Below are 21125 nucleotides of genomic sequence, written 5' to 3'. Positions count from 1 at the left end.
CTGCGCAGCCGAACGCAGGCTTCGCCAGCTGCTACAGGTTCGTGGTGGGGCTGATGTTGATGGTTGGCTTTTCTTCGTTGGCGCAGGCATTCGATCTGCAACAGCTCAGCGATCAACTGGCAAAACCTGATGTGATCCACGGCAACTTCATTCAAGAAAAACACCTGCGCGCCCTGCCCCAGCCGCTGACCAGCAAGGGCACTTTCGTTCTCGCTAAAAACCACGGTTTGCTCTGGCTGCTGAAAACCCCGCTGCAACAGGATTACCGCATCAGCGCCAAAGGCATTGCCCGGCGTGACGCCAACGGTTGGCAAATGCTGCCGAGCAAAAGTGCCGGCGCCGAGCAGAACCGCTTGTTCCTCGCCGTACTGCAAGGCGACAGCAGCGGGCTGCAACGAGACTTCGAGCTTTCACTGAGCGGCGACGCACAGCACTGGAAGCTGACGTTGACCCCGCGTTCCATGCTGCTCAAGCAGGTGTTCACTCAGATCAACATTGCCGGCGGCGAACTGGTGCACAGCATCGAGCTGCTCGAAACCCAGGGCGACAGCACGCTTTTACGCATGCAAGACAGCACCAGCGCCCAACCGTTGAGCGATGCGGAGCAACATGACTTTGCCCAGTGAACGGAGGCTTCCACGGCTGTTTCTGATCCTGCTGCTGGCGGTGCTTGCACTTGCCGGTTGGCAATGGCGTGACGGCGCCCCGCTGTCGGCCAACCTGATGGAGCTGGTGCCAGGCACGGCGCCGGACGCGCTGGAACTGCGCGCCGAACAACGCATGCAAGAACCGCTGAACCGCGAAATGCTGGTGTTGGTGGGTCATACGGATCGCCAGCAAGCCGTCGCCATGGCCCAGAAACTGGGTGAGCAATGGCAGGCAAGCGGCTTGTTCGAAAAGGTCCAATGGAACCTGCAAGCCGACCTCCCGGCGCTGCGCACGCAATTGCTGCAAGGCCGACTGGCCATGCTCTCGGCGGTCGACCGGCAGCAACTGATCGAGCATCCCGACGCGTTTATCCAGCAGAGGGTGCAAGCGCTGTTCGACCCCTTCACCGGTTTCAGCCTGGTGCCGAGCCAGGATGACTGGCTGGGCCTGACCGGGCGCATCCAGAACAGCCAGCCGCAGCACGGTTCGGTGCAACTGGACATCGGCAGCGGTGCGCTGGTCGCCGATGCCGACGGCAAGAGTTGGGTGCTGCTGCGCTCGCGCACCACGGGCAACGCCTTCGACATGAACCTGCCGCTGCAAGTGGCCGACCTGCTCCAGCACAGCCGCGAACAAGCCGCCCAGGCGAACGTTCAATTGCTTGCCGCCAGCGGCTTGCTCTATGCGGCCAGTGGGCAAAAGCAAGCCACCCGGGAAATGACCTGGGTCGGTGGTGGCGCCACGGCGGGCATTCTATTGCTGTTGCTGCTGGCCTTCCGGCGCTGGCGGGTGTTGCTGGCCTTCGTCCCGGTGCTGGTCGGTATGCTCTTCGGCGCGGTGGCCTGTGTGGCGCTGTTCGGCCATATGCATGTGATGACGTTGGTGCTCGGTTCGAGCCTGATCGGCGTAGCGGTCGACTACCCGCTGCATTACCTGTCCAAGAGCTGGAGCCTGAAACCCTGGCACAGCTGGCCGGCCCTGCGCCTGACGTTGCCGGGCCTGACGCTGAGCCTGATCACCAGTTGCATCGGTTACCTGGCCCTGGCCTGGACACCGTTCCCGGCGCTGACCCAGATTGCCGTGTTCTCTGCCGCCGGTCTGCTCGGCGCTTATTTATCCGCCGTGTGCCTGCTGCCGGCACTGCTCAAGGGCACAGATCTGCGTCCAGCGCAGTGGCCGCTGCGGGTGTCCGAGTTTTTGCTGGGGCGCCGTGAAGCGTTGCTCAAACTCGCGAGCACGCCGGTGCTGCTGGCGCTGCTGATTGCGTTTTGTGTGGGCGGTCTGTTGCAGCTCGACACCAAAAACGACATTCGCCAGTGGGTCGGTGCACCGCAGCAACTGACTGACGAAGCACAAACCATTGCGCGCATCACGGGCTATCAACCCACCAGCCAGTTCTTCCTGGTGCGCGCGGCCAATCAGCAGCAACTGCTGGAACGCCAAACCGCGCTGAGCGAGCGGCTGGATCAGTTGGTCAACCTGGAAAAGCTCAAGGGTTATCTGTCGCTCAATCAATTGGTCAGCCAACCCACCGAACAGCGGAAAGTGCGTGAAGCGCTGAACAAGTTGCCGCAGTTCTGGCAACCGCTGCTCGATGTCGGTGTGCCGGCCGAGGCGCTGCAAGCAGAGCTCACGAAGTTGCAGGCACTGCCCACCGAAGACATCGACGCGGCGCTGGCCGGTCCGTTGGCGGAACCCTATCGCGCGCTGTGGCTGGGACCGACCGATGACGGCGTAGCGGCGATGGTCAGCCTGCAAGGGCTGAACAATCCTGCCCTGCTGCGCGTTCAGGCACTGGATTTGCCGGGCGTAGAACTGGTGGATCGCCTCGGTGAGTTGAACAAGGTGTTTGCCGACACCCAGATCAGTGCCGCAGAGTTGAAACTCGCTTCCTGTGTGCTGATCGTGCTGGTGCTGATCCTGCCGTTCGGTTTCGGTGGCGCGCTGCGGATCGTCGCCCTGCCGCTGCTGGCCGCGCTGTGCAGCCTGGCCAGTCTCGGCTGGCTGGGGCAACCGCTGACGCTGTTCAGCCTGTTCGGCCTGCTGCTGGTGACGGCCATCAGCGTCGATTACGCGATCCTCATGCGTGAACAGGTCGGCGGCGCTGCCGTGAGCCTGCTGGGCACCTTGCTGGCGGCGTTGACCACCTGGCTGTCGTTCGGTTTGCTGGCGGTGTCCAGCACGCCGGCGGTGAGCAACTTCGGTCTGTCGGTGAGCCTCGGCCTGGCGTTCAGCTTCATCCTTGCACCGTGGGCCGGACGCCAGGTTCACGCTTCCCCGGTCACGGAGTCGGCAACATGATGATCGCTGTGTTCTGGGTCATGGCCCTGGCGCTGTTCGCCGTGGCCACCCGTGTCGGTCGTCACTTCGGCGTGATCCCGATCGTCAGCCAGTTGCTGCTGGCCACCTTCGGCCTGCCGCTGCTGATGTACTTCTGGATCGAACCCCAGTGGCAATTGAGCGGCGCCGCGCTGGTCGCGCCGGCCTGGCTGAAAAACATCTACAGCCTGAGTTTTGCGTTGTTGCTGGGGCACATTCTCAGTGACGTGATTGACCTGCGACTCGACCGTCAAAGCCTGAAAATCGCCCTGCCGAGTTTCTGCATTCCGTTTTCCTGCGGTCTCGCGACAGCGGTGTGGCTGTTACCGCCGCAACCCTGGATCAGTTCCCTTGCGGTCGGCCTGCTGTTCGCCATCACTGCGATTCCGGTGTTGTATCTGTACCTGCGACACATCAAATACCCGCCTGCCGCTACCCGGCGACTGGTGCAGACCGCGATCCTCATCGACCTCACTTGCTGGACCCTGTTCGCCATCGCCCAGGGCAGCCTGCACCTGAGCAGTCTCTTGCTGCCGCTGGCCGGCGCCTGCCTGCCGTTGCTGCTGCGCCTGCTCCGATTGCGCCAGCCGTTGCTGCACAGCGGTTGCTTCTTCGCACTGCTGGTCGTAGCGGAACACTTCAAGCTCAATGCGCTGATTTTCGGCATCGGTTACCTGCTGTGGATGGCCGCGCTCAAAGTGCCGCTGGTGCTGCCGTTGCCGGTGATCTGGATGAGTCACTTGCAGACGTATATCGCGATCCCGCTGATCCTCACGTTCGGCATCGTGCAAATCAACGTCCACGCGGCCATGGCCAGCCTCAGCTGGGTGCAACTGGCGGCACTGCTGCTGTTTCCGATTGCCAGTAAACTGCTGGGCAACTGGCTGGGCCTCGGCTGGGCCGGCGCGTCGTTTGAAGGCGCCAGCCGCTGGCGGGAAAGTGTCTTGCTGAATATTCGTGGCTTGAGCGAGATCGTCTTTCTCAACCTGCTGCTGCAACAACAACTCATCAGCCCGGCGCTGTACTTCGCGCTGATGGTGATGGGCCTGATCGCGACACTGCTGCCGGCACTCGCCGGCATGCACCGCCCCCCTCTGAACATCGCCGTCCCGGCAAGGAGCCCCCGTGCCAACAGTTGAAATGGAACATCGCCAGGTCGTGGTTATCGGTGCAGGTCCATCGGGCGCCATCGCCGCCGCGTTGCTCAAGCGCAAGGGTCATGACGTATTGATGATCGAACGCCAGCACTTCCCAAGGTTTTCCATCGGTGAAAGCCTGCTGTCCCATTGCCTGGATTTCGTCGAAGAAGCCGGCATGCTCGAGGCGGTGAACGCCGCCGGATTCCAGTTGAAAAACGGTGCGGCATTCGCTTGGGGCGAGCAATACAGCGCTTTTGATTTCGGCGAGACTTTCAGCAACGGCAAGCCGACCACCTTCCAGGTCCTGCGTGCCGATTTCGACAAGCTGCTGGCCGATCAGGCCGCACTGCAAGGCGTCGACGTTCGTTACGGCGAAGCCATCGTCAGCGTCGATTTCACCCTGCCGAAACCGCAGCTCGACGTGCTTCGCGAAGACGGCAGTCAGTACCGCGTCGAAGCCGATTTCGTGCTGGATGCCAGCGGCTACGGGCGTGTGCTGCCGCGCTTGCTCGACCTTGAAGCACCGTCGGATTTCCCGGTGCGCCAGGCCGTGTTCACCCACGTCGAAGACCACATCGACAATCCGGCCTTCGAGCGGGAAAAAATCCTCATTACCACCCATCCGATCCACCGCGATATCTGGTTCTGGACCATCCCGTTCAGCAATGGCCGTTGTTCGGTGGGCGTGGTCGCGGCAGCCGAACACTTCGAAGGCCGCATGGAAAATCTGGACGAGTGCCTGCGAGGATTTATCGCTGAAACCCCAAGCCTGGCCGGTGTGCTGAACAACGCCGTGTGGGATACGCCTGCTCGAACCATCGGCGGCTACTCAGCCAACGTCAAAACCCTCCACGGGCCAGGCTTTGCCCTGCTTGGCAACGCAGCGGAATTCCTCGACCCGGTGTTCTCCTCCGGCGTGACCATCGCCATGCGCTCGGCGAGCATGGCCGCCGGGGTTCTGCATCGCCAATTGCAAGGCGAACATGTCGATTGGCAGACTGAATTCGCCATCCCGCTCAAGCGCGGCGTCGACACGTTCCGTTGCTACGTCGAAGGCTGGTACGCCGGGACGTTCCAGGATGTGATTTACCATGAGGGCGGCTCGCCCGATATTCGCCGCATGATCAGCTCGATTCTGGCCGGTTATGCCTGGGACGAGCGCAATCCGTTCGTCGCCGAACCCAAGCGCCGGCTGCGGATGCTCTCGGAGCTCTGTGCAAGGGACGCCACATGAGCTACTTGAGCGACACCTACGTCGAAGAAACCCGTTTCGGTTTCTGGTTCCTGCGCAGCCACACCTGGCAGCACCATGTACTGCGAGTGGCAATCACCGATTTGCGCAGCCTGTTCGGCGAAACACCGCCGAGCAACCCGGTGCTGCTGGATGCCGGTTGCGGTCAGGGCAAGTCGTTTCAGTACTTGCGCCAGACCTTTGCCCCCCAGCGCCTGATCGGTCTGGACGCCGACCCTCACAGTCTGAAGCTGGCCGGCGAAGAAGCCGTCCGTCAGGGCATGGCGGTGGAGATGATCGGCAGCGACTGCGCGAGCATCAACGTCCCGGACGCCAGCGTCGATCTGCTGTTCTGTCACCAGACCTTCCATCATCTGGTGCAGCAGGAACAGGCACTGGCCGAGTTCTACCGCGTGCTCAAGCCCGGTGGCTATCTGCTGTTCGCCGAATCCACCGAGGCTTACATTGATACCTGGGTGATCCGCTGGTTATTCCGCCATCCGATGCACGTGCAGAAGAGCGCCGCCGGGTATCTGGACATGATTCGCCAGCAGGGTTTCGAACTCGGCCCGCAAAACGTGTCTTATCCGTACTTGTGGTGGAGCCGCGCCAAGGATTTCGGCCTGTTTGAACGCTTGGGTCTGCGCCAGCCAAAGCCCTTTGGCCAACGGGAAGAAACCCTGGTCAATGTGGTCGCGCGCAAACCCCTTGAAGGTGCCGTGTGATGTTCAGTGCAACTCAAACCTGTGGGAGCGAGCCTGCTCGCGAAAGCGTTGTATCAGTCAACAATGGTGTTGGATCTGCTGACGCATTCGCGAGCAGGCTCGCTCCCACAGGGATAGCGGGCATCCTGAGATTTTTGCTCCTCGGCGCAGTCCTGTTGCTGAGCGCCTGTGCCAGCCGGGCGCCGCTGCCCGAGCAAACCCCGAACCTGTCGTTGCCACTGCAATTGCACATCCAGCGCCTGGTGGCCGACCAACGACTGGACTGGGTGCTGGTGATCCAGCGTGAAGGCCCTGGCATTCGCTGGTCGATGATGGACTTGCTGGGCATTCCACAGGCACGCCAGAAACTGGTCGATGGCGAGTGGCAGGCTGACGGTCTGCTGCCGCCCAATCCGGAAGCGCGAGAGCTGTTCGCCGCGCTGCTGTTTGCGCTGACCCCCAAAGATGAACTGTCGGGCAACTATCCCGCCGCGTGGCAGCATGGCTCGCAACGGTCCTTGCCAGCGCACTGGGACGTCCGTTACTCACAACCCATGAGCTTTGAATTGAACCTGCCCAGAGGCCCGAAATATCAAGTCACGCCGCTCAGCGGGGACACGCCATGACGGCCTACCTGAATGCCCTCGGGGTGATCTGCGCCCTGGGCCGTGACAAGTCCGAAGTCACCCGCAACCTGTTTGCCGGTGACTGTTCGGGCATGCGCTATGAGGCCGGCTGGGTGGCGGAACGGTCGTTGCCCGTGGCCGCGGTCCACGGCGAACTGGCGCCGATCCCGGCTGAGCTTGCGCCGCAAGGCACCCGCAATAATCAATTGCTGCTGGAAGCAGCGCTGCAAATTCGCGAAGACATCGACCAGGCGATCCAGACCTACGGCCGCGACCGCATTGGTATCGTTCTGGGCACCAGCACCTCGGGCATCGACGAAGCCAGCAGTGGCCTGGCCCATTACATCCGCGAGCATCAGTTCCCGGCCGATTACGACTACCAGCAACAGGAACTCGGCGCTCCGGCGAACTTCCTCGCCGACTGGCTGCAACTGAGCGGCCCGGCCTATGTGATCTCCACGGCCTGCACTTCCAGCGCCCGAGCGCTGATGAGTGCTCAGCGACTGCTGGACCTGGGCGTGTGCGACGCGGTGCTGTGTGGCGGTGTCGACAGCCTGTGCAAGTTGACCCTCAATGGGTTCTCGGCGCTGGAAGCGGTGTCTGAACAACGCTGCAACCCGTTTTCGGTGAACCGTAACGGCATCAACATTGGCGAAGCGGCGGTGCTGTTTTTGATGAGCAAAAATGTCGGCGACAGCCAGCCGATTGCCCTGCTCGGCAGTGGCGCCAGCTCCGATGCACATCACATTTCTGCGCCGGAACCGACCGGCCGTGGCGCCCTGCAAGCGATGCGCAAAGCCTTGAGCCAAGCACAACTGCAACCGCAACAGATCGATTACCTGAACCTGCACGGCACCGCCACCCAACACAACGACGCCATGGAAAGCCTGGCGGTGGCGACGTTGTTCCCGGCGGGCGTGCCGTGTTCGTCGACCAAACCCATGACCGGCCACACCCTCGGCGCTGCCGGCGCACTGGAAGCGGCGTTCTGCTGGTTGAGCCTGAGTGCAGGCAACCGCGAGCACGCCCTGCCGCCTCACGTCTGGGACGGCCAACCGGATCCCGAATTGCCAGCCCTGAATTGGGTGACCCCGGCTGATCGCCTGACGTCCATTGCACCTCGCTATCTGATGAGCAATTCCTTTGCCTTCGGTGGTAACAACGTCAGCCTGATTATCGGAGACGCCCCATGATTGACTGGCCGATCGCCGAACTGCTGCCGCACGCTGGCGACATGATCTTCATCGAACAGATCCTGTCGTTCGATGACGAGCAGATTCACACCCGTCTCACGGTCAAACCCGATGGCCTGTTCAACCGCCCGGACGGCAGCCTGCCAGCCTGGGTCGGCATCGAACTGATGGCCCAGAGCGTCGCCGCCTACGCCGGTTGCCATGCCCGTCAGCGTGGCGATGCGGTGGAGCTGGGGTTTCTGCTCGGCACCCGCAAATTCGAATGCAACGTCGAGCACTTTCCCGCCGGCACCGAGCTGACCATCCACGGCATCCGCTCGCTGGAAGACGACAACGGCATGGGCGTGTTCGAATGCCACATCACCGCCCCCGGCATTCACGCCACCGCTCGTCTGAACGTGTTCCGTCCGCCTCAGGCCGCTCAATACCTTCATGAAACCCAAGGAACCCAGCCATGACTGAATCCGTACTGATCACCGGTTCCAGCCGTGGCATCGGCCGCGCTATCGCTTTGCGTCTGGCTCAGGCCGGGCATGACATCGTGCTGCATTGCCGCAGCGGCCTGGCGGACGCTGAAGCCGTGAAGGCCGAAATCGAAGCCTTGGGGCGCAATGTGCGCATTCTGCAATTCGACGTGTCCGATCGCGCCAACTGCAAAGCCATTCTCGAAGCCGACGTGGAAACCCATGGCGCCTATTACGGTGTGGTGCTGAACGCCGGCCTGACACGCGACGGTGCTTTTCCAGCCCTGAGCGAGGATGATTGGGATGTGGTGATGCGCACCAACCTCGACGGTTTCTACAACGTGCTGCACCCGGTGATGATGCCGATGATTCGTCGTCGCGCGGCCGGGCGGATTGTTTGCATCACCTCGGTTTCCGGGTTGATCGGCAACCGTGGACAGGTCAACTACAGCGCCTCCAAGGCCGGTTTGATCGGCGCGGCGAAGGCGTTGGCGATCGAGTTGGGCAAGCGCAAAATTACTGTTAACTGTGTCGCACCCGGCTTGATCGACACCGCAATGCTCGATGAAAACGTGCCGGTGGAAGAAATGATGAAAATGATCCCCGCACAACGCATGGGCACCCCGGAAGAGGTGGCCAGCGCGGTGAATTTCCTGATATCGGCGGAAGCGTCGTACATCACCCGGCAGGTTCTGGCCGTTAACGGAGGCCTGTGTTGATGAAGCGCGTCGTCGTCACCGGCATGGCCGGCATCACCTCACTGGGCAGCGATTGGGATACCATCGCCGGCAACTTCGCGGCCAACCGCAGCGGCATCCGCCGGATGGACGAGTGGGATCGCTTCACCGAACTCAACACGCGCCTGGCGGGGCCGATCGATGACTTCAAAGTGCCGAGCCACTGGACCCGCAAACAATTGCGCAGCATGGGCCGGGTCTCGCGCCTGGCGGTCGGCGCGGCAGAACAGGCATTGGCCGATGCCGGTCTGTTGGGTGACCCCTCGATCAAAGACGGGCGCATGGGCGTCTCCTGCGGCTCATCCACCGGCAGCACCGACGAGATCAAGGCGTTCGGCAACATGCTGCTCAACTCGGTGGCCGAGGGCCTGAACGCCAACTCCTATGTGCGCATGATGCCGCACACAACGGCGGCGAATATCAGCATCTTCTTCGGCCTCACCGGCCGGCTGATCCCGACCTCCAGCGCTTGCACCAGCGGCAGTCAGGGCATCGGTTACGCCTACGAGTCGGTCAAGTTTGGTCGCCTGCCATTGATGCTCGCCGGCGGTGCCGAAGAACTGTGCCCCACCGAAGCGATGGTCTTCGATGCGCTCTACGCCACCAGCCTGAAAAACGATGCGCCGCAGACTTCCCCACGCCCGTACGACAGCGGCCGCGATGGCCTGGTGATCGGTGAAGGCAGCGGCATGCTGGTGCTCGAAGAACTCGAACACGCATTGGCTCGCGGTGCGCACATCCACGCCGAACTCGTCGGTTTCGGCAGCAACGCCGACGGCCAGCACGCCACCCGCCCAGAGCAGGTCACCATGCGCAGGGCCATGGAACTGGCCCTGGAAGACGCCGGGTTACAGCCTTCTGACATCGGCTACGTGAATGGTCACGGCACGGCCACTGAACAGGGCGACATTGCCGAAACACTGGCAACGAGCGCGTTGTTCGGCGAGCACATGCCGATCAGCTCGCAAAAGAGTTTCCTCGGTCACACCCTCGGAGCCTGCGGTGCGCTGGAATCCTGGTTCAGCATCGAAATGATGAACCGCGACCTGTACGTCCACACCCTCAACCTCGACGACGTCGACCCGCACTGCGGCAAACTCGATTACCTGCGCGGCGAATTCCGCCAGATGAGCAACCAGTACGTGATGAACAACAACTTTGCGTTTGGCGGGGTTAATACGTCGCTGATTTTTAAGCGCTGGTCGTAAGCAAGATCAAAAGATCGCAGCCTTCGGCAGCTCCTACAGGTGTACACATTCCACTGTAGGAACACCGTGGCTGCGATCTTTTGATGTTCAAGGTATCCACTAGGGTGGATCGAGGTTATCCAGCACCCGGTTCACCGCCAATTCTCCCAGCATGATCGACTGTTGAATCCCCAGCAGTGTGTTGCACTGCGATCCTTCCAGATACCTCGCGAAATCACTCGCCATGACGTTCGCTGATGCCAGGGATTCACAGGCGTATTCCAGCAAAGTTTGGTTGTCGATATCGGGGGCGATGAGGAAGATTTTGCTTGGTTGGCGTGTTTCGGAATCTGTTGATTCGGATGGAGTGACCGGATCGGAATTCGGCGGGTTCGGAGTTGGCTTGAACATTGGGAAGGTCTTCCTGTCAGTAGTGCCGCAACCTGTCTCGCTACTAAACGGAAGGGTGGCAGCTGTGCGCAAGTTAGTAGACCGGACACCGACCCAAATCCGGCGCACCCAAGGGCGCCATGCGCACAGCTACCATCAAATGCAGGTGTATGCCTGACTGAACGACGCTTGTGCATTCGTTTGGGAAGGAAAACCGGGCTACTAAACCCGATCACTGGAAATCAGTGATGCGAACGAAGTTACCGATGGCCCCCAAATCGCACAAGCCGGCGGATTCTGGAGTAGTTGTAGGCAATGCCGCAAGGCGCTGTGGCCCGTTCAAGGTAGTTCGGAAATGTCCTACATCCTTCAGCGAAGCGTCCGCTATGGCATAGGCAACTGCACCTTTTTTGGTGAACCCGCAGTCAATCGCGAGCAGGCTCGCTCCCACAGGGATTTGCGGTGTGAACCGATTTTTGTTCCACCTCCCATCCACTGTGGGAGCGAGCCTGCTCGCGATTGACTGCGAAGCAGTCACGCCTTCAGCGGCTCAACCTTACGCGTCAACAACTCCACAAACGCCTTGGCCATCGGCGACTTCTGATCCTTGCGCTGCACCAGCCAGACCGCCGACACCGCCTCTGGATCGAGCAGCGGCCGATAGACCACCCCTTCGATGCGCATCCGCTGATAAGACGCCGGCAGCACGGATACACCCAGCCCCGCCGCCACCAACCCGATAATCGTCATCGCCTCGCCAGCCTCTTGCGCGAAGTGCGGACTGAAACCGGCATCCCGGGCCAGGCTGAGCAATTGTGCATACAGACCACTGCCATAACTGCGTGGGAAAAATACGAAGGGTTCGAGGGCCAGAGCTGACAGAAACAAGCCTTCCTCACTATCGGTCACTAACGGATGCTTCGAACTGAGCACCGCCACCAGCGGCTCACGCATCAGCTCCACCACGCTGAGCGAGTCCGGCAACCCAAGCGGCCGCATGATCCCGACTTCAATCGACTCATCCACCAACGCATCCGCGACCTGGGTGCTGCTCATCTCCCGCAGGTTCAGGTGCACCGCCGGGAATCGTTGGCGAAACGAAAAAATCGCCTGAGGGATGGTCGAGTTGAAGGGAGCTGAGGAGGTGAAGCCAATCTTTAGTTCACCCAGCTCACCCAACTGCGCCCGCCGTGCAACATCCGTCGCCTTGTCGACCTGCGCCAACACCAGCCGCGCCTCTTCCAGAAACAGCCGGCCGGCTTCACTGAGCTCGACCCGACGATTGGTGCGCTCGAACAATCGCGCGCCCACCTCCTGCTCCAGCGCCTGAATCTGCTGACTCAGCGGCGGTTGCGAGATGCCCAGTACCTGGGCAGCGCGGCCGAAGTGCAGTTCTTCGGCAACAGCAATGAAGTAGCGCAGGTGACGCAATTCCATGAAAACTCCATTAGGTCGTTAAACCTATCAAACAGGTCGAACAATATATTGGATTGAATCATTAGGCAGCTATATGCTTTTTTCATTGCCTGACCGGCTGCGTCCTCCGAGGTCCGAAGTGAAAACTGCTGTCGCTCCACTTGCCCATGAAGTTCCGCCCGCAGCGGTTGACGATGTTGTCGCCGAACTAAAGGAGATCTATATCGAAAAGGGCACGCCGATGTTCATGCGCACGGTGCTGGCACTATTCTCCGGCGGCTTCGCGACCTTTGCTCTGCTCTATTGCGTGCAGCCGATGATGCCGCTGCTGTCCCATGAGTACTCCATCAATGCGGCCCAGAGCAGCCTGATCCTGTCGGTCGCCACCGGCATGCTCGCCATTGGTCTGCTGATCACCGGCCCCATCTCCGACCGCATCGGGCGTAAACCGGTGATGGTCGCCGCGCTGTTCGCCGCCGCGCTCTGCACAATTGCCAGTTCAATGATGCCGAGCTGGCACGGCGTGCTGGTGATGCGGGCGCTGATAGGGCTGTCATTAAGCGGTCTGGCAGCAGTCGCCATGACTTACTTGAGCGAAGAGATCCATCCACAGCACATCGGTCTGGCCATGGGCTTGTACATCGGCGGCAATGCCATCGGCGGCATGTGTGGACGATTAATTGTCGGAGTATTGATCGACTTCGTCAGCTGGCATACGGCGATGCTGGTCATCGGTGGCCTGGCGCTGATTGCCGCAGCGGTGTTCTGGAAGATCCTTCCCGAGTCGCGCAACTTCCGCTCGCGCTCGCTGCATCCGCGCAGCTTGCTGGACGGTTTCACCATGCACTTTCGCGACGCCGGCCTACCGCTGCTGTTCCTCGAAGCCTTTGTGCTGATGGGTGCGTTCGTCACGCTGTTCAACTACATCGGCTATCGCTTGCTGGCCGAGCCGTATCACATGGATCAGGCGTTCGTCGGGCTGCTTTCAGTGGTGTACCTGTCGGGCATCTACAGCTCGGCGAAAATCGGAGCCCTGGCCGACCAACTCGGCCGGCGCAAAGTGCTCTGGGCGACCATCCTGCTGATGATCGCCGGCCTCGCCCTGACCATGTTCACGCCGCTGCCGGTGGTGATCATCGGCATGTTGATCTTTACCTTTGGCTTCTTCGGCGCCCATTCGGTGGCGAGCAGCTGGATTGGGCGTCGTGCGATCAAGGCAAAGGGGCAAGCGTCTTCGCTTTATCTGTTCAGCTATTACGCCGGGTCGAGCATCGCCGGGACGGCGGGCGGGGTGTTCTGGCACATGGGTGGATGGAATGGGATCGGGCTGTTCATTGGCGGGTTACTGGTGATTGCGCTGCTGGTGGCGTTGAAACTGGCGAAGTTGCCACCGTTAGAGAATGTGAAGGCCTGAATTCGCTCCACCACAAACAACTGTGGGAGCGAGCCTGCTCGCGAAGAGGCCGGCACATCCAACAGAGACGTTGGCTGACAGACCGCCTTCGCGAGCAGGCTCGCTCCCACAGAGAAGTCGGGTGTTGGTTAGTCCGTCACATCACTCGTGATACTGCGCCGACAGTTCATGCACCGCGCGCAGGAAGGCGCCAGCGTGTTCCGGGTCGACTTCAGGCGTGATGCCATGGCCGAGGTTGAACACGTGGCCGCTGCCTTTGCCGTAGCTGGCGAGGATGCGGCCGACTTCGGTGCGAATGGCTTCTGGCTTGGCATACAGCACGGTTGGGTCCATGTTGCCTTGCAGGGCGACTTTGCTGCCGACGCGATCACGGGCGTTGCCGATGTCGCAGGTCCAGTCCAGGCCGAGCGCATCAGCGCCTGCGTCGGCAATGCTTTCGAGCCACAGGCCGCCGTTCTTGGTGAACAGAATCACCGGCACTTTGCGACCTTCGTGTTCACGGATCAGGCCGCTGACGATTTTGCGCATGTAAGCCAGGGAGAACTCCTGGTACGCCGCCGCCGAAAGGCTGCCGCCCCAACTATCGAAGATCTGCACCGCTTGCGCCCCGGCCATGATCTGGCCGTTGAGGTAGCTGGTGACCGTCTGCGCGAGCTTGTCCAGCAGCAGGTGCAAGGCTTGCGGGTTGTCGTAGAGCATGGTTTTGGTCTTGCGGTAGTCTTTCGACGAGCCGCCTTCGACCATGTAGGTGGCCAGGGTCCATGGGCTGCCGGCGAAGCCGATCAGCGGCACGCGGCCGTTCAGTTCGCGGCGGATGGTGCTGACCGCGTCCATGACGTAGCCGAGGTCTTTGTGCGGATCAGGAATCGGCAGAGCTTCGATGTCAGCCAGGGTGCTGATGACTTTCTTGAAGCGCGGACCTTCACCGGTTTCGAAGTACAGGCCCTGGCCCATGGCATCGGGGATGGTCAGGATGTCGGAGAACAGGATCGCCGCGTCCAGTTGTGGGTAGCGGTCGAGCGGCTGCATCGTGACTTCGCAAGCGAACTCCGGGTTCATGCACAGGCTCATGAAGTCGCCGGCCTTGGCACGGCTGGCGCGGTATTCCGGCAGGTAGCGACCGGCCTGACGCATCATCCAGACAGGCGTGACGTCTACGGGTTGCTTGAGCAGGGCGCGAAGGAAACGGTCGTTCTTCAGGGCAGTCATGTCGGCATCCGGAAAAAAAGTGCGGGCATTTTCTCAGAGCGCGACGCAAAAGGCACGGCAAGAGCCGTGCCTTTTGTCTATCGGGTCAATTTGTCGCAATGGAATACCGTTCTTGGTAACACCCTGAAACCAATGTGGGAGCGAGCCTGCTCGCGATGAGGGCTTCACATTCAACATCTCTGCTGACTGATCTACCGCTATCGCGAGCAGGCTCGCTCCCACAGGTTTTTCCGTCGTGTGGTTAAACGCCCAGGTAATCCAGGATCCCTTCGGCGGCATTGCGGCCTTCGAAGATCGCCGTTACCACCAGGTCAGAACCGCGAACCATGTCGCCACCGGCGAAGATTTTCGGGTTGCTGGTCTGGTGCTTGTACTGACCTTGCTCCGGGGCCACAACGCGGCCCTGGCTGTCGGTCTGGATGCTGTGCTGTTCGAACCACGACGCCGGGCTCGGACGGAAACCGAACGCGATGACCACGGCGTCGGCCGGGATGATCTCTTCGGAACCCGGGATCGGCTCGGGGCTGCGACGGCCACGGGCGTCCGGTTCGCCGAGACGGGTCTCGACCACCTTCACGCCTTCGACGCGGTCTTCACCGACGATCGCGATCGGCTGGCGGTTGTAGAGGAATTTCACGCCTTCTTCCTTGGCGTTCTTCACCTCTTTGCGCGAGCCCGGCATGTTCGCTTCGTCACGACGATAAGCACAGGTCACCGACTTGGCGCCCTGGCGAATCGAAGTACGGTTGCAGTCCATCGCCGTGTCGCCGCCACCCAGTACCACCACCTTTTTGCCTTTCATGTCGACGAAATCTTCCGGCGACTTTTCAAAGCCCAGGTTGCGGTTGACGTTAGCGATCAGGAAATCCAGCGCGTCATGCACGCCCGGCAAATCCTCACCGGCAAAGCCGCCCTTCATGTAGGTGTAGGTGCCCATGCCCATGAACACGGCATCGTATTCTTCGAGCAGTTGCTCGACAGTCACGTCCTTGCCCACTTCGGTGTTCAGACGGAACTCGATGCCCATGCCGGTGAAGACTTCGCGGCGATTGCTCAGCACGGTCTTTTCCAGCTTGAACTCGGGGATGCCGAAGGTCAGCAGACCGCCGATTTCCGGGTTCTTGTCGAACACCACCGGGGTCACGCCGCCGCGTACCAGCACGTCGGCACAGCCCAGGCCCGCCGGGCCTGCGCCGATCACCGCAACACGCTTGCCGGTCGGTATGACCTTGGACATGTCCGGGCGCCAGCCCATGGCGAACGCGGTGTCGGTGATGTACTTCTCGACCGAACCGATGGTCACCGCGCCGAAGCCGTCGTTGAGGGTGCAGGCACCCTCGCACAGACGATCCTGCGGGCACACCCGGCCGCACACTTCCGGCAGGGTGTTGGTCTGGTGCGACAGCTCGGCGGCCTGAAGAATGTTGCCCTCGGCCACCAGCTTCAGCCAGTTTGGAATGAAGTTGTGCACCGGGCACTTCCATTCGCAATACGGGTTACCGCAACCCAGGCAGCGGTGGGCCTGATCGGCCGAATGCTGGGGTTTGAAGGGTTCGTAGATCTCCACGAACTCTTTCTTGCGTTGACGCAACAGTTTCTTCTTCGGATCTTTGCGCCCGACATCGATGAACTGGAAGTCGTTATTCAGACGTTCAGCCATTGTTAAAACCTCATCAAACTCTTCAGGCGCATATCACTGCGGGTTGGCACGGGTGCTGGAAAGCAACGATTTCAGGTTGGCAGCCTTGGGCTTGACCAGCCAGAAACGACGCAGATAGTCGTCGAGGTTTTCAGCGAGGTTACGGCCCCACTCGCTGTCGGTTTCCGCGACGTATTCGTTCAGCACGCGTTGCAGGTGGCTGCGATAGGCTTCCATCGTCTCACCGCTGATCCGCTGGATTTCCACCAGTTCATGGTTGACCCGGTCAACAAAAGTGTTGTCCTGGTCGAGCACGTAGGCGAAACCGCCGGTCATGCCTGAGCCGAAGTTGTAACCGGTCTTGCCCAGCACGCAGACGAAACCACCGGTCATGTACTCGCAGCAGTGATCGCCAGTGCCTTCAACCACGGTGTGAGCACCGGAGTTACGCACCGCGAAACGTTCGCCCGCGGTACCGGCCGCGAACAGCTTGCCGCCAGTGGCTCCGTACAGGCAGGTGTTGCCGATGATGGCACTGTCCTGAGTCTTGTAGACGCTGCCCTTCGGCGGAACGATGACCAGTTTGCCGCCGGTCATGCCTTTGCCGACGTAGTCGTTGGCGTCGCCTTCCAGGTACATATTCAGGCCGCCAGCGTTCCACACACCGAAGCTCTGACCGGCCGTCCCTTTGAAGCGGAAGGTGATCGGCGCATTCGCCATGCCTTGGTTGCCGTGTTTGCGAGCGATTTCACCGGAGATCCGCGCGCCGATCGAACGGTCGCAGTTGCAGATATCCAGGGCGAAATCAGCGCCGCTCATGTCGTTGATGGCCGAGGTGGCCATGTCGACCATTTTTTCGGCCAGCAGGCCTTTGTCGAACGGTGGGTTGCGGTCGACCTGGCAGAATTGAGGCTTGTCTGCCGGGATGTGATCGCTGCCCAGCAATGGCGTCAGGTCCAGGTGTTGCTGCTTGGCGGTCTGGCCTTCGAGGATGTCCAGCAGATCGGTACGGCCGATCAGCTCTTCGAGGGAGCGCACGCCCAGCTTGGCCAGCCACTCACGGGTTTCTTCGGCGACATAGGTGAAGAAATTCACCACCATGTCGACGGTCCCGATGTAGTGATCCTTGCGCAGCTTCTCGTTCTGAGTCGCGACGCCGGTGGCGCAGTTGTTCAGGTGGCAAATACGCAGGTATTTGCAACCCAGGGCGATCATTGGCGCGGTGCCGAAGCCGAAGCTTTCAGCGCCGAGGATGGCAGCCTTGATCACGTCGAGGCCGGTTTTCAGGCCGCCGTCGGTTTGTACCCGCACTTTGCCGCGCAGGTCGTTGCCGCGCAGAGTCTGGTGGGTTTCGGCCAGGCCGAGTTCCCACGGAGCGCCCGCGTATTTGATCGAGGTCAGCGGCGATGCACCGGTGCCGCCGTCGTAGCCGGAGATGGTGATCAAGTCCGCGTAGGCCTTGGCCACACCGGCGGCGATGGTGCCGACGCCTGCTTCTGCTACGAGTTTCACCGAGACCAGAGCCTTCGGGTTGACTTGTTTCAGGTCGAAAATCAGCTGCGACAAGTCTTCGATCGAATAGATGTCGTGGTGCGGTGGAGGCGAGATCAGGGTCACGCCCGGCACTGCATAACGCAGCTTGGCGATCAGACCGTTGACCTTGCCACCTGGCAGCTGACCACCTTCGCCGGGCTTGGCGCCCTGAGCGACTTTGATCTGCAGCACTTCAGCGTTGACCAGGTATTCCGGGGTCACACCGAAACGGCCGGTCGCCACTTGCTTGATTTTTGAGCTCTTGATGGTGCCGTAACGCGCCGGGTCTTCGCCGCCTTCGCCGGAGTTGGAACGCGCACCGAGGCGGTTCATGGCTTCGGCCAGGGCTTCGTGAGCTTCCGGCGACAAGGCGCCGAGGGAGATGCCCGCGGAGTCAAAGCGCTTGAGCACCGATTCCAGCGGTTCGATCTCGCTGATGTCCAGCGGCGTGTCCAGGGTTTTGACTTTGAACAGGTCGCGGATCATCGACACCGGACGGTTGTCCACCAGCGCCGTGTACTCCTTGAACTTGCTGTAGTCGCCCTGCTGCACAGCGGCTTGCAGGGTGTTGACCACGTCCGGGTTGTACGCGTGATATTCGCCACCGTGGACGAACTTCAGCAACCCGCCCTGCTGGATTGGCTTGCGCGGGCTCCAGGCTTCAGTAGCCAGGGCTTTCTGCTCGGCTTCGATGTCGACGAAACGCGCACCTTTGATGCGGCTTGGTACACCACGGAAGCTCAGGTCGCAGACTTCTTCGGACAGGCCGATGGCTTCGAACAGCTGCGCGCCGCGATACGACGTGATGGTCGAAATACCCATCTTCGACAGGATCTTCAGCAGACCTTTAGTGATGCCTTTGCGGTAGTTCTTGAACACCTCATAGAGGTCGCCCAGCACTTCACCGGTGCGGATCAGGTCGCCCAGCACTTCGTAAGCCAGGAACGGATAGACCGCCGAGGCGCCGAAACCGATCAACACGGCGAAGTGGTGCGGGTCGCGAGCCGTCGCGGTTTCCACGAGGATGTTGGAGTCGCAACGCAGGCCTTTTTCGGTCAAGCGGTGGTGCACCGCGCCGGTGGCCAGGGAAGCGTGGATCGGCAACTTGCCCGGGGCAATGTGACGGTCACTCAACACGACCTGGGTACGGCCGGAGCGCACAGCTTCTTCAGCCTGATCGGCGACGTTGCGGATCGCCGCTTCGAGGCCGACGCTTTCGTCGTAGTTGAGGTCGATGATCGCGCGCTCGAAGCCCGGACGATCGAGGTTCATCAGCGAGCGCCACTTGGCCGGGGAAATGACCGGCGAGCTGAGGATCACGCGCGAGGCGTGTTCCGGCGACTCCTGGAAGATATTGCGCTCGGCACCGAGGCAGATCTCCAGCGACATGACGATGGCTTCACGCAGCGGGTCGATCGGCGGGTTGGTGACCTGCGCGAACTGCTGGCGGAAATAGTCGTACGGCGTGCGCACGCGCTGGGACAGCACGGCCATCGGCGTGTCATCGCCCATCGAGCCAACGGCTTCGTAACCTTGCTCGCCGAGCGGACGCAGCACCTGATCACGTTCTTCGAAAGTGACCTGGTACATCTTCATGTACTGCTTGAGCTGGTCGACGTCGTAGAACGCCGAACCGTGGTCGTTGTCTTCCATGGTCGCCTGAATGCGCAGGGCATTCTTGCGCAGCCATTGCTTGTACGGATGACGGGACTTCAAGCGGTTGTCGATCGCATCGGTGTCGAGGATCTGGCCGGTTTCGGTGTCCACGGCGAAGATCTGACCCGGGCCAACGCGGCCCTTGGCGATCACGTCTTCAGGCTGGTAGTTCCAGACACCGATTTCCGAGGCCAGGGTGATGAAACCGTTCTTGGTGGTGACCCAACGCGCGGGACGCAGACCGTTACGGTCGAGCAGGCACACCGCGTAACGACCGTCGGTCATTACCACGCCGGCCGGGCCGTCCCACGGTTCCATGTGCATCGAGTTGTATTCGTAGAACGCACGCAGGTCCGGGTCCATGGTTTCGACGTTCTGCCACGCAGGCGGAATGATCATCCGCACGCCACGGAACAGGTCGATACCACCGGTGACCATCAATTCAAGCATGTTGTCCATGCTCGAGGAGTCGGAACCGACGCGGTTGACCAGCGGGCCGAGTTCTTCCAGGTCCATCAGATCATTGGTGAACTTGGTGCGACGAGCCACGGCCCAGTTGCGGTTGCCGGTGATGGTGTTGATCTCGCCGTTGTGGGCGAGGAAGCGGAACGGCTGAGCCAGCGGCCATTTCGGCAGAGTGTTGGTCGAGAAGCGCTGGTGGAACACGCAAATCGAGGTTTGCAGGCGCTGGTCGCTGAGGTCTGGATAGAAGGCGGTGAGATCCGCCGGCATCATCAGGCCTTTATAAATGATGGTTTTGTGCGAAAAGCTGCAGACGTAGTGATCGGCGTCGGCGGCGTTGGCCACGGACGAGCGACGACGGGAGGTGAACAGTTTGACGGCCATGTCCTGATCGCTCAGGCCTTCACCGCCGATGTACACCTGTTCGATCTGCGGCAGGCGCTCAAGGGCCAGGCGGCCAAGGACGCTGGTGTCGATCGGCACTTTGCGCCAGCCGACGAGGGTCAGGCCAGCAGCGAGGATCTCGCGGTTCATGTTCTCGCGAGCGGCTTCGGCTTTGACCGGGTCCTGGTTGAAGAAGACCATGCCCACGGCATATTGCTTGGGCAGTTCGACGCCGAAGGTTTCCTGGGCGATGGCTCGCAGGAACACATCCGGCTTTTGAATCAGCAGACCGCAACCGTCACCGGTCTTGCCGTCGGCGTTGATCCCACCGCGGTGGGTCATGCAGGTCAGGGCCTCAATGGCCGTTTGCAAAAGGGTATGACTGGGCTCGCCCTGCATATGGGCTATCAGGCCGAAACCGCAGTTATCCTTGAATTCATCTGGTTGGTACAGACCTGCTTTCATAGACACTTTCTCACCAGGCTGCCTCTTGTCGAGGCAAATTTCTTTTCAATTCAACCACTTACCATCCGCGCCGAACGTACGCCAGCTTTGCGGGGGCAAAAGGGAGGTCATTGTACACACCGACACAGAGGCTCACAAATTTGACGACGATCTGTCGCAAATCTATGTCGCATTTGTGAAAGGTTTAAAGCGATATGCTGTGCTAGTCAAAACTTTTTTAATTTTGACCGCAACGACTCAAAGACTACTGTGACGCAGACACCACAAGGCACGCGGCCTGTAGAGGCGGCATGCACTTGTAGAAATTTT

At 60.9% G+C, this 21125-nt stretch carries 16 protein-coding genes; 11 read left to right on the top strand and 5 right to left on the bottom strand.

What is annotated here, in order from left to right:
- Positions 1 to 53 precede the first annotated feature (53 nt).
- The 10 genes from QFX16_RS02115 to QFX16_RS02070 are packed head-to-tail and all read left to right on the top strand — an operon-like array spanning position 54 to position 10269.
- Positions 54 to 626: an outer membrane lipoprotein carrier protein LolA gene (locus QFX16_RS02115; protein ID WP_283184506.1), complete on the top strand. Its 573-nt coding sequence runs from the start codon at positions 54 to 56 to the stop codon at positions 624 to 626.
- Positions 610 to 2949, top strand: a complete 2340-nt coding sequence (locus QFX16_RS02110; protein ID WP_283182641.1) for an MMPL family transporter — start codon at positions 610 to 612, stop codon at positions 2947 to 2949. Before QFX16_RS02115 ends, QFX16_RS02110 begins: the two co-directional genes overlap by 17 nt.
- The gene (locus QFX16_RS02105) at positions 2946 to 4106 is read left to right on the top strand and encodes a cation:proton antiporter (RefSeq protein ID WP_283182640.1); all 1161 of its coding nucleotides are present in this window, start codon (positions 2946 to 2948) and stop codon (positions 4104 to 4106) included. The genes QFX16_RS02110 and QFX16_RS02105 overlap by 4 nt, the downstream gene beginning before the upstream one ends.
- Positions 4093 to 5340, top strand: coding sequence for an NAD(P)/FAD-dependent oxidoreductase (locus tag QFX16_RS02100; protein ID WP_283182639.1), 1248 nt, complete (start codon positions 4093 to 4095; stop codon positions 5338 to 5340). The genes QFX16_RS02105 and QFX16_RS02100 overlap by 14 nt, the downstream gene beginning before the upstream one ends.
- The gene (locus QFX16_RS02095) at positions 5337 to 6062 is read left to right on the top strand and encodes a class I SAM-dependent methyltransferase (protein WP_283182638.1); all 726 of its coding nucleotides are present in this window, start codon (positions 5337 to 5339) and stop codon (positions 6060 to 6062) included. Before QFX16_RS02100 ends, QFX16_RS02095 begins: the two co-directional genes overlap by 4 nt.
- Positions 6062 to 6667: a hypothetical protein gene (locus tag QFX16_RS02090; protein ID WP_283182637.1), complete on the top strand. Its 606-nt coding sequence runs from the start codon at positions 6062 to 6064 to the stop codon at positions 6665 to 6667. Before QFX16_RS02095 ends, QFX16_RS02090 begins: the two co-directional genes overlap by 1 nt.
- A complete protein-coding gene (locus tag QFX16_RS02085; protein WP_283182636.1) occupies positions 6664 to 7860 on the top strand; it encodes a beta-ketoacyl-[acyl-carrier-protein] synthase family protein in 1197 nt (398 codons plus the stop codon). The genes QFX16_RS02090 and QFX16_RS02085 overlap by 4 nt, the downstream gene beginning before the upstream one ends.
- The gene (locus QFX16_RS02080; RefSeq protein WP_283182635.1) at positions 7857 to 8318 is read left to right on the top strand and encodes a hotdog family protein; all 462 of its coding nucleotides are present in this window, start codon (positions 7857 to 7859) and stop codon (positions 8316 to 8318) included. The genes QFX16_RS02085 and QFX16_RS02080 overlap by 4 nt, the downstream gene beginning before the upstream one ends.
- Positions 8315 to 9043, top strand: coding sequence for a 3-oxoacyl-ACP reductase FabG (gene fabG / locus QFX16_RS02075; RefSeq protein WP_283182634.1), 729 nt, complete (start codon positions 8315 to 8317; stop codon positions 9041 to 9043). The genes QFX16_RS02080 and fabG overlap by 4 nt, the downstream gene beginning before the upstream one ends.
- Positions 9043 to 10269: a beta-ketoacyl-ACP synthase gene (locus QFX16_RS02070; protein ID WP_283182633.1), complete on the top strand. Its 1227-nt coding sequence runs from the start codon at positions 9043 to 9045 to the stop codon at positions 10267 to 10269. Before fabG ends, QFX16_RS02070 begins: the two co-directional genes overlap by 1 nt.
- A 99-nt stretch (positions 10270 to 10368) precedes the next feature.
- On the opposite strand, the gene QFX16_RS02065 is transcribed toward QFX16_RS02070, so the two are convergent.
- Positions 10369 to 10659 (bottom strand): DUF6124 family protein, encoded by a 291-nt coding sequence (locus QFX16_RS02065; protein WP_283182632.1) that lies wholly within the window; start codon positions 10657 to 10659, stop codon positions 10369 to 10371.
- Positions 10660 to 11172: 513 nt separating this feature from the next.
- The gene (locus QFX16_RS02060; protein WP_283182631.1) at positions 11173 to 12075 is read right to left on the bottom strand and encodes a LysR family transcriptional regulator; all 903 of its coding nucleotides are present in this window, start codon (positions 12073 to 12075) and stop codon (positions 11173 to 11175) included.
- Positions 12076 to 12193: 118 nt separating this feature from the next.
- Here QFX16_RS02060 and QFX16_RS02055 point away from each other — a divergent pair, with 118 nt between their 5' ends.
- A complete protein-coding gene (locus tag QFX16_RS02055; RefSeq protein ID WP_283182630.1) occupies positions 12194 to 13468 on the top strand; it encodes an MFS transporter in 1275 nt (424 codons plus the stop codon).
- Positions 13469 to 13609: 141 nt separating this feature from the next.
- On the opposite strand, the gene hemE is transcribed toward QFX16_RS02055, so the two are convergent.
- From hemE to gltB, 3 genes are all read right to left on the bottom strand, one after another.
- Positions 13610 to 14677 carry a uroporphyrinogen decarboxylase gene (gene hemE / locus QFX16_RS02050; protein WP_283182629.1) on the bottom strand — a complete coding sequence of 356 codons (1068 nt, stop codon included), beginning with the start codon at positions 14675 to 14677 and terminating at the stop codon, positions 13610 to 13612.
- Between the two features lie 241 nt (positions 14678 to 14918).
- On the bottom strand, positions 14919 to 16337 hold the full coding sequence (locus QFX16_RS02045; RefSeq protein WP_008149580.1) for an FAD-dependent oxidoreductase: 1419 nt from the start codon (positions 16335 to 16337) through the stop codon (positions 14919 to 14921).
- Positions 16338 to 16370: 33 nt separating this feature from the next.
- Positions 16371 to 20816: a glutamate synthase large subunit gene (gene gltB, locus QFX16_RS02040; protein WP_283182628.1), complete on the bottom strand. Its 4446-nt coding sequence runs from the start codon at positions 20814 to 20816 to the stop codon at positions 16371 to 16373.
- Positions 20817 to 21125: the final 309 nt, after the last annotated feature.

Source organism: Pseudomonas svalbardensis, assembly GCF_030053115.1.
In the GTDB taxonomy this organism is placed as follows: domain Bacteria; phylum Pseudomonadota; class Gammaproteobacteria; order Pseudomonadales; family Pseudomonadaceae; genus Aquipseudomonas; species Aquipseudomonas svalbardensis.
The sequence above is the reverse complement of the archived record's forward strand: the minus strand, read 5'-3'. Positions and strand labels throughout refer to the sequence as shown.

Excerpts from the sequence above, each read along its gene's own strand:
- QFX16_RS02090 (WP_283182637.1), top strand. The coding sequence starts at position 6,062 with ATGTTCAGTGCAACTCAAACCTGTGGGAGCGAGCCTGCTCGCGAAAGC.
- QFX16_RS02115 (WP_283184506.1), top strand. The coding sequence starts at position 54 with ATGTTGATGGTTGGCTTTTCTTCGTTGGCGCAGGCATTCGATCTGCAA.
- QFX16_RS02085 (WP_283182636.1), top strand. The coding sequence starts at position 6,664 with ATGACGGCCTACCTGAATGCCCTCGGGGTGATCTGCGCCCTGGGCCGT.
- hemE (WP_283182629.1), bottom strand. The coding sequence starts at position 14,677 with ATGACTGCCCTGAAGAACGACCGTTTCCTTCGCGCCCTGCTCAAGCAA.
- gltB (WP_283182628.1), bottom strand. The coding sequence starts at position 20,816 with ATGAAAGCAGGTCTGTACCAACCAGATGAATTCAAGGATAACTGCGGT.
- QFX16_RS02045 (WP_008149580.1), bottom strand. The coding sequence starts at position 16,337 with ATGGCTGAACGTCTGAATAACGACTTCCAGTTCATCGATGTCGGGCGC.
- QFX16_RS02105 (WP_283182640.1), top strand. The coding sequence starts at position 2,946 with ATGATGATCGCTGTGTTCTGGGTCATGGCCCTGGCGCTGTTCGCCGTG.
- QFX16_RS02080 (WP_283182635.1), top strand. The coding sequence starts at position 7,857 with ATGATTGACTGGCCGATCGCCGAACTGCTGCCGCACGCTGGCGACATG.
- QFX16_RS02070 (WP_283182633.1), top strand. The coding sequence starts at position 9,043 with ATGAAGCGCGTCGTCGTCACCGGCATGGCCGGCATCACCTCACTGGGC.
- QFX16_RS02065 (WP_283182632.1), bottom strand. The coding sequence starts at position 10,659 with ATGTTCAAGCCAACTCCGAACCCGCCGAATTCCGATCCGGTCACTCCA.
- QFX16_RS02110 (WP_283182641.1), top strand. The coding sequence starts at position 610 with ATGACTTTGCCCAGTGAACGGAGGCTTCCACGGCTGTTTCTGATCCTG.
- fabG (WP_283182634.1), top strand. The coding sequence starts at position 8,315 with ATGACTGAATCCGTACTGATCACCGGTTCCAGCCGTGGCATCGGCCGC.
- QFX16_RS02060 (WP_283182631.1), bottom strand. The coding sequence starts at position 12,075 with ATGGAATTGCGTCACCTGCGCTACTTCATTGCTGTTGCCGAAGAACTG.
- QFX16_RS02095 (WP_283182638.1), top strand. The coding sequence starts at position 5,337 with ATGAGCTACTTGAGCGACACCTACGTCGAAGAAACCCGTTTCGGTTTC.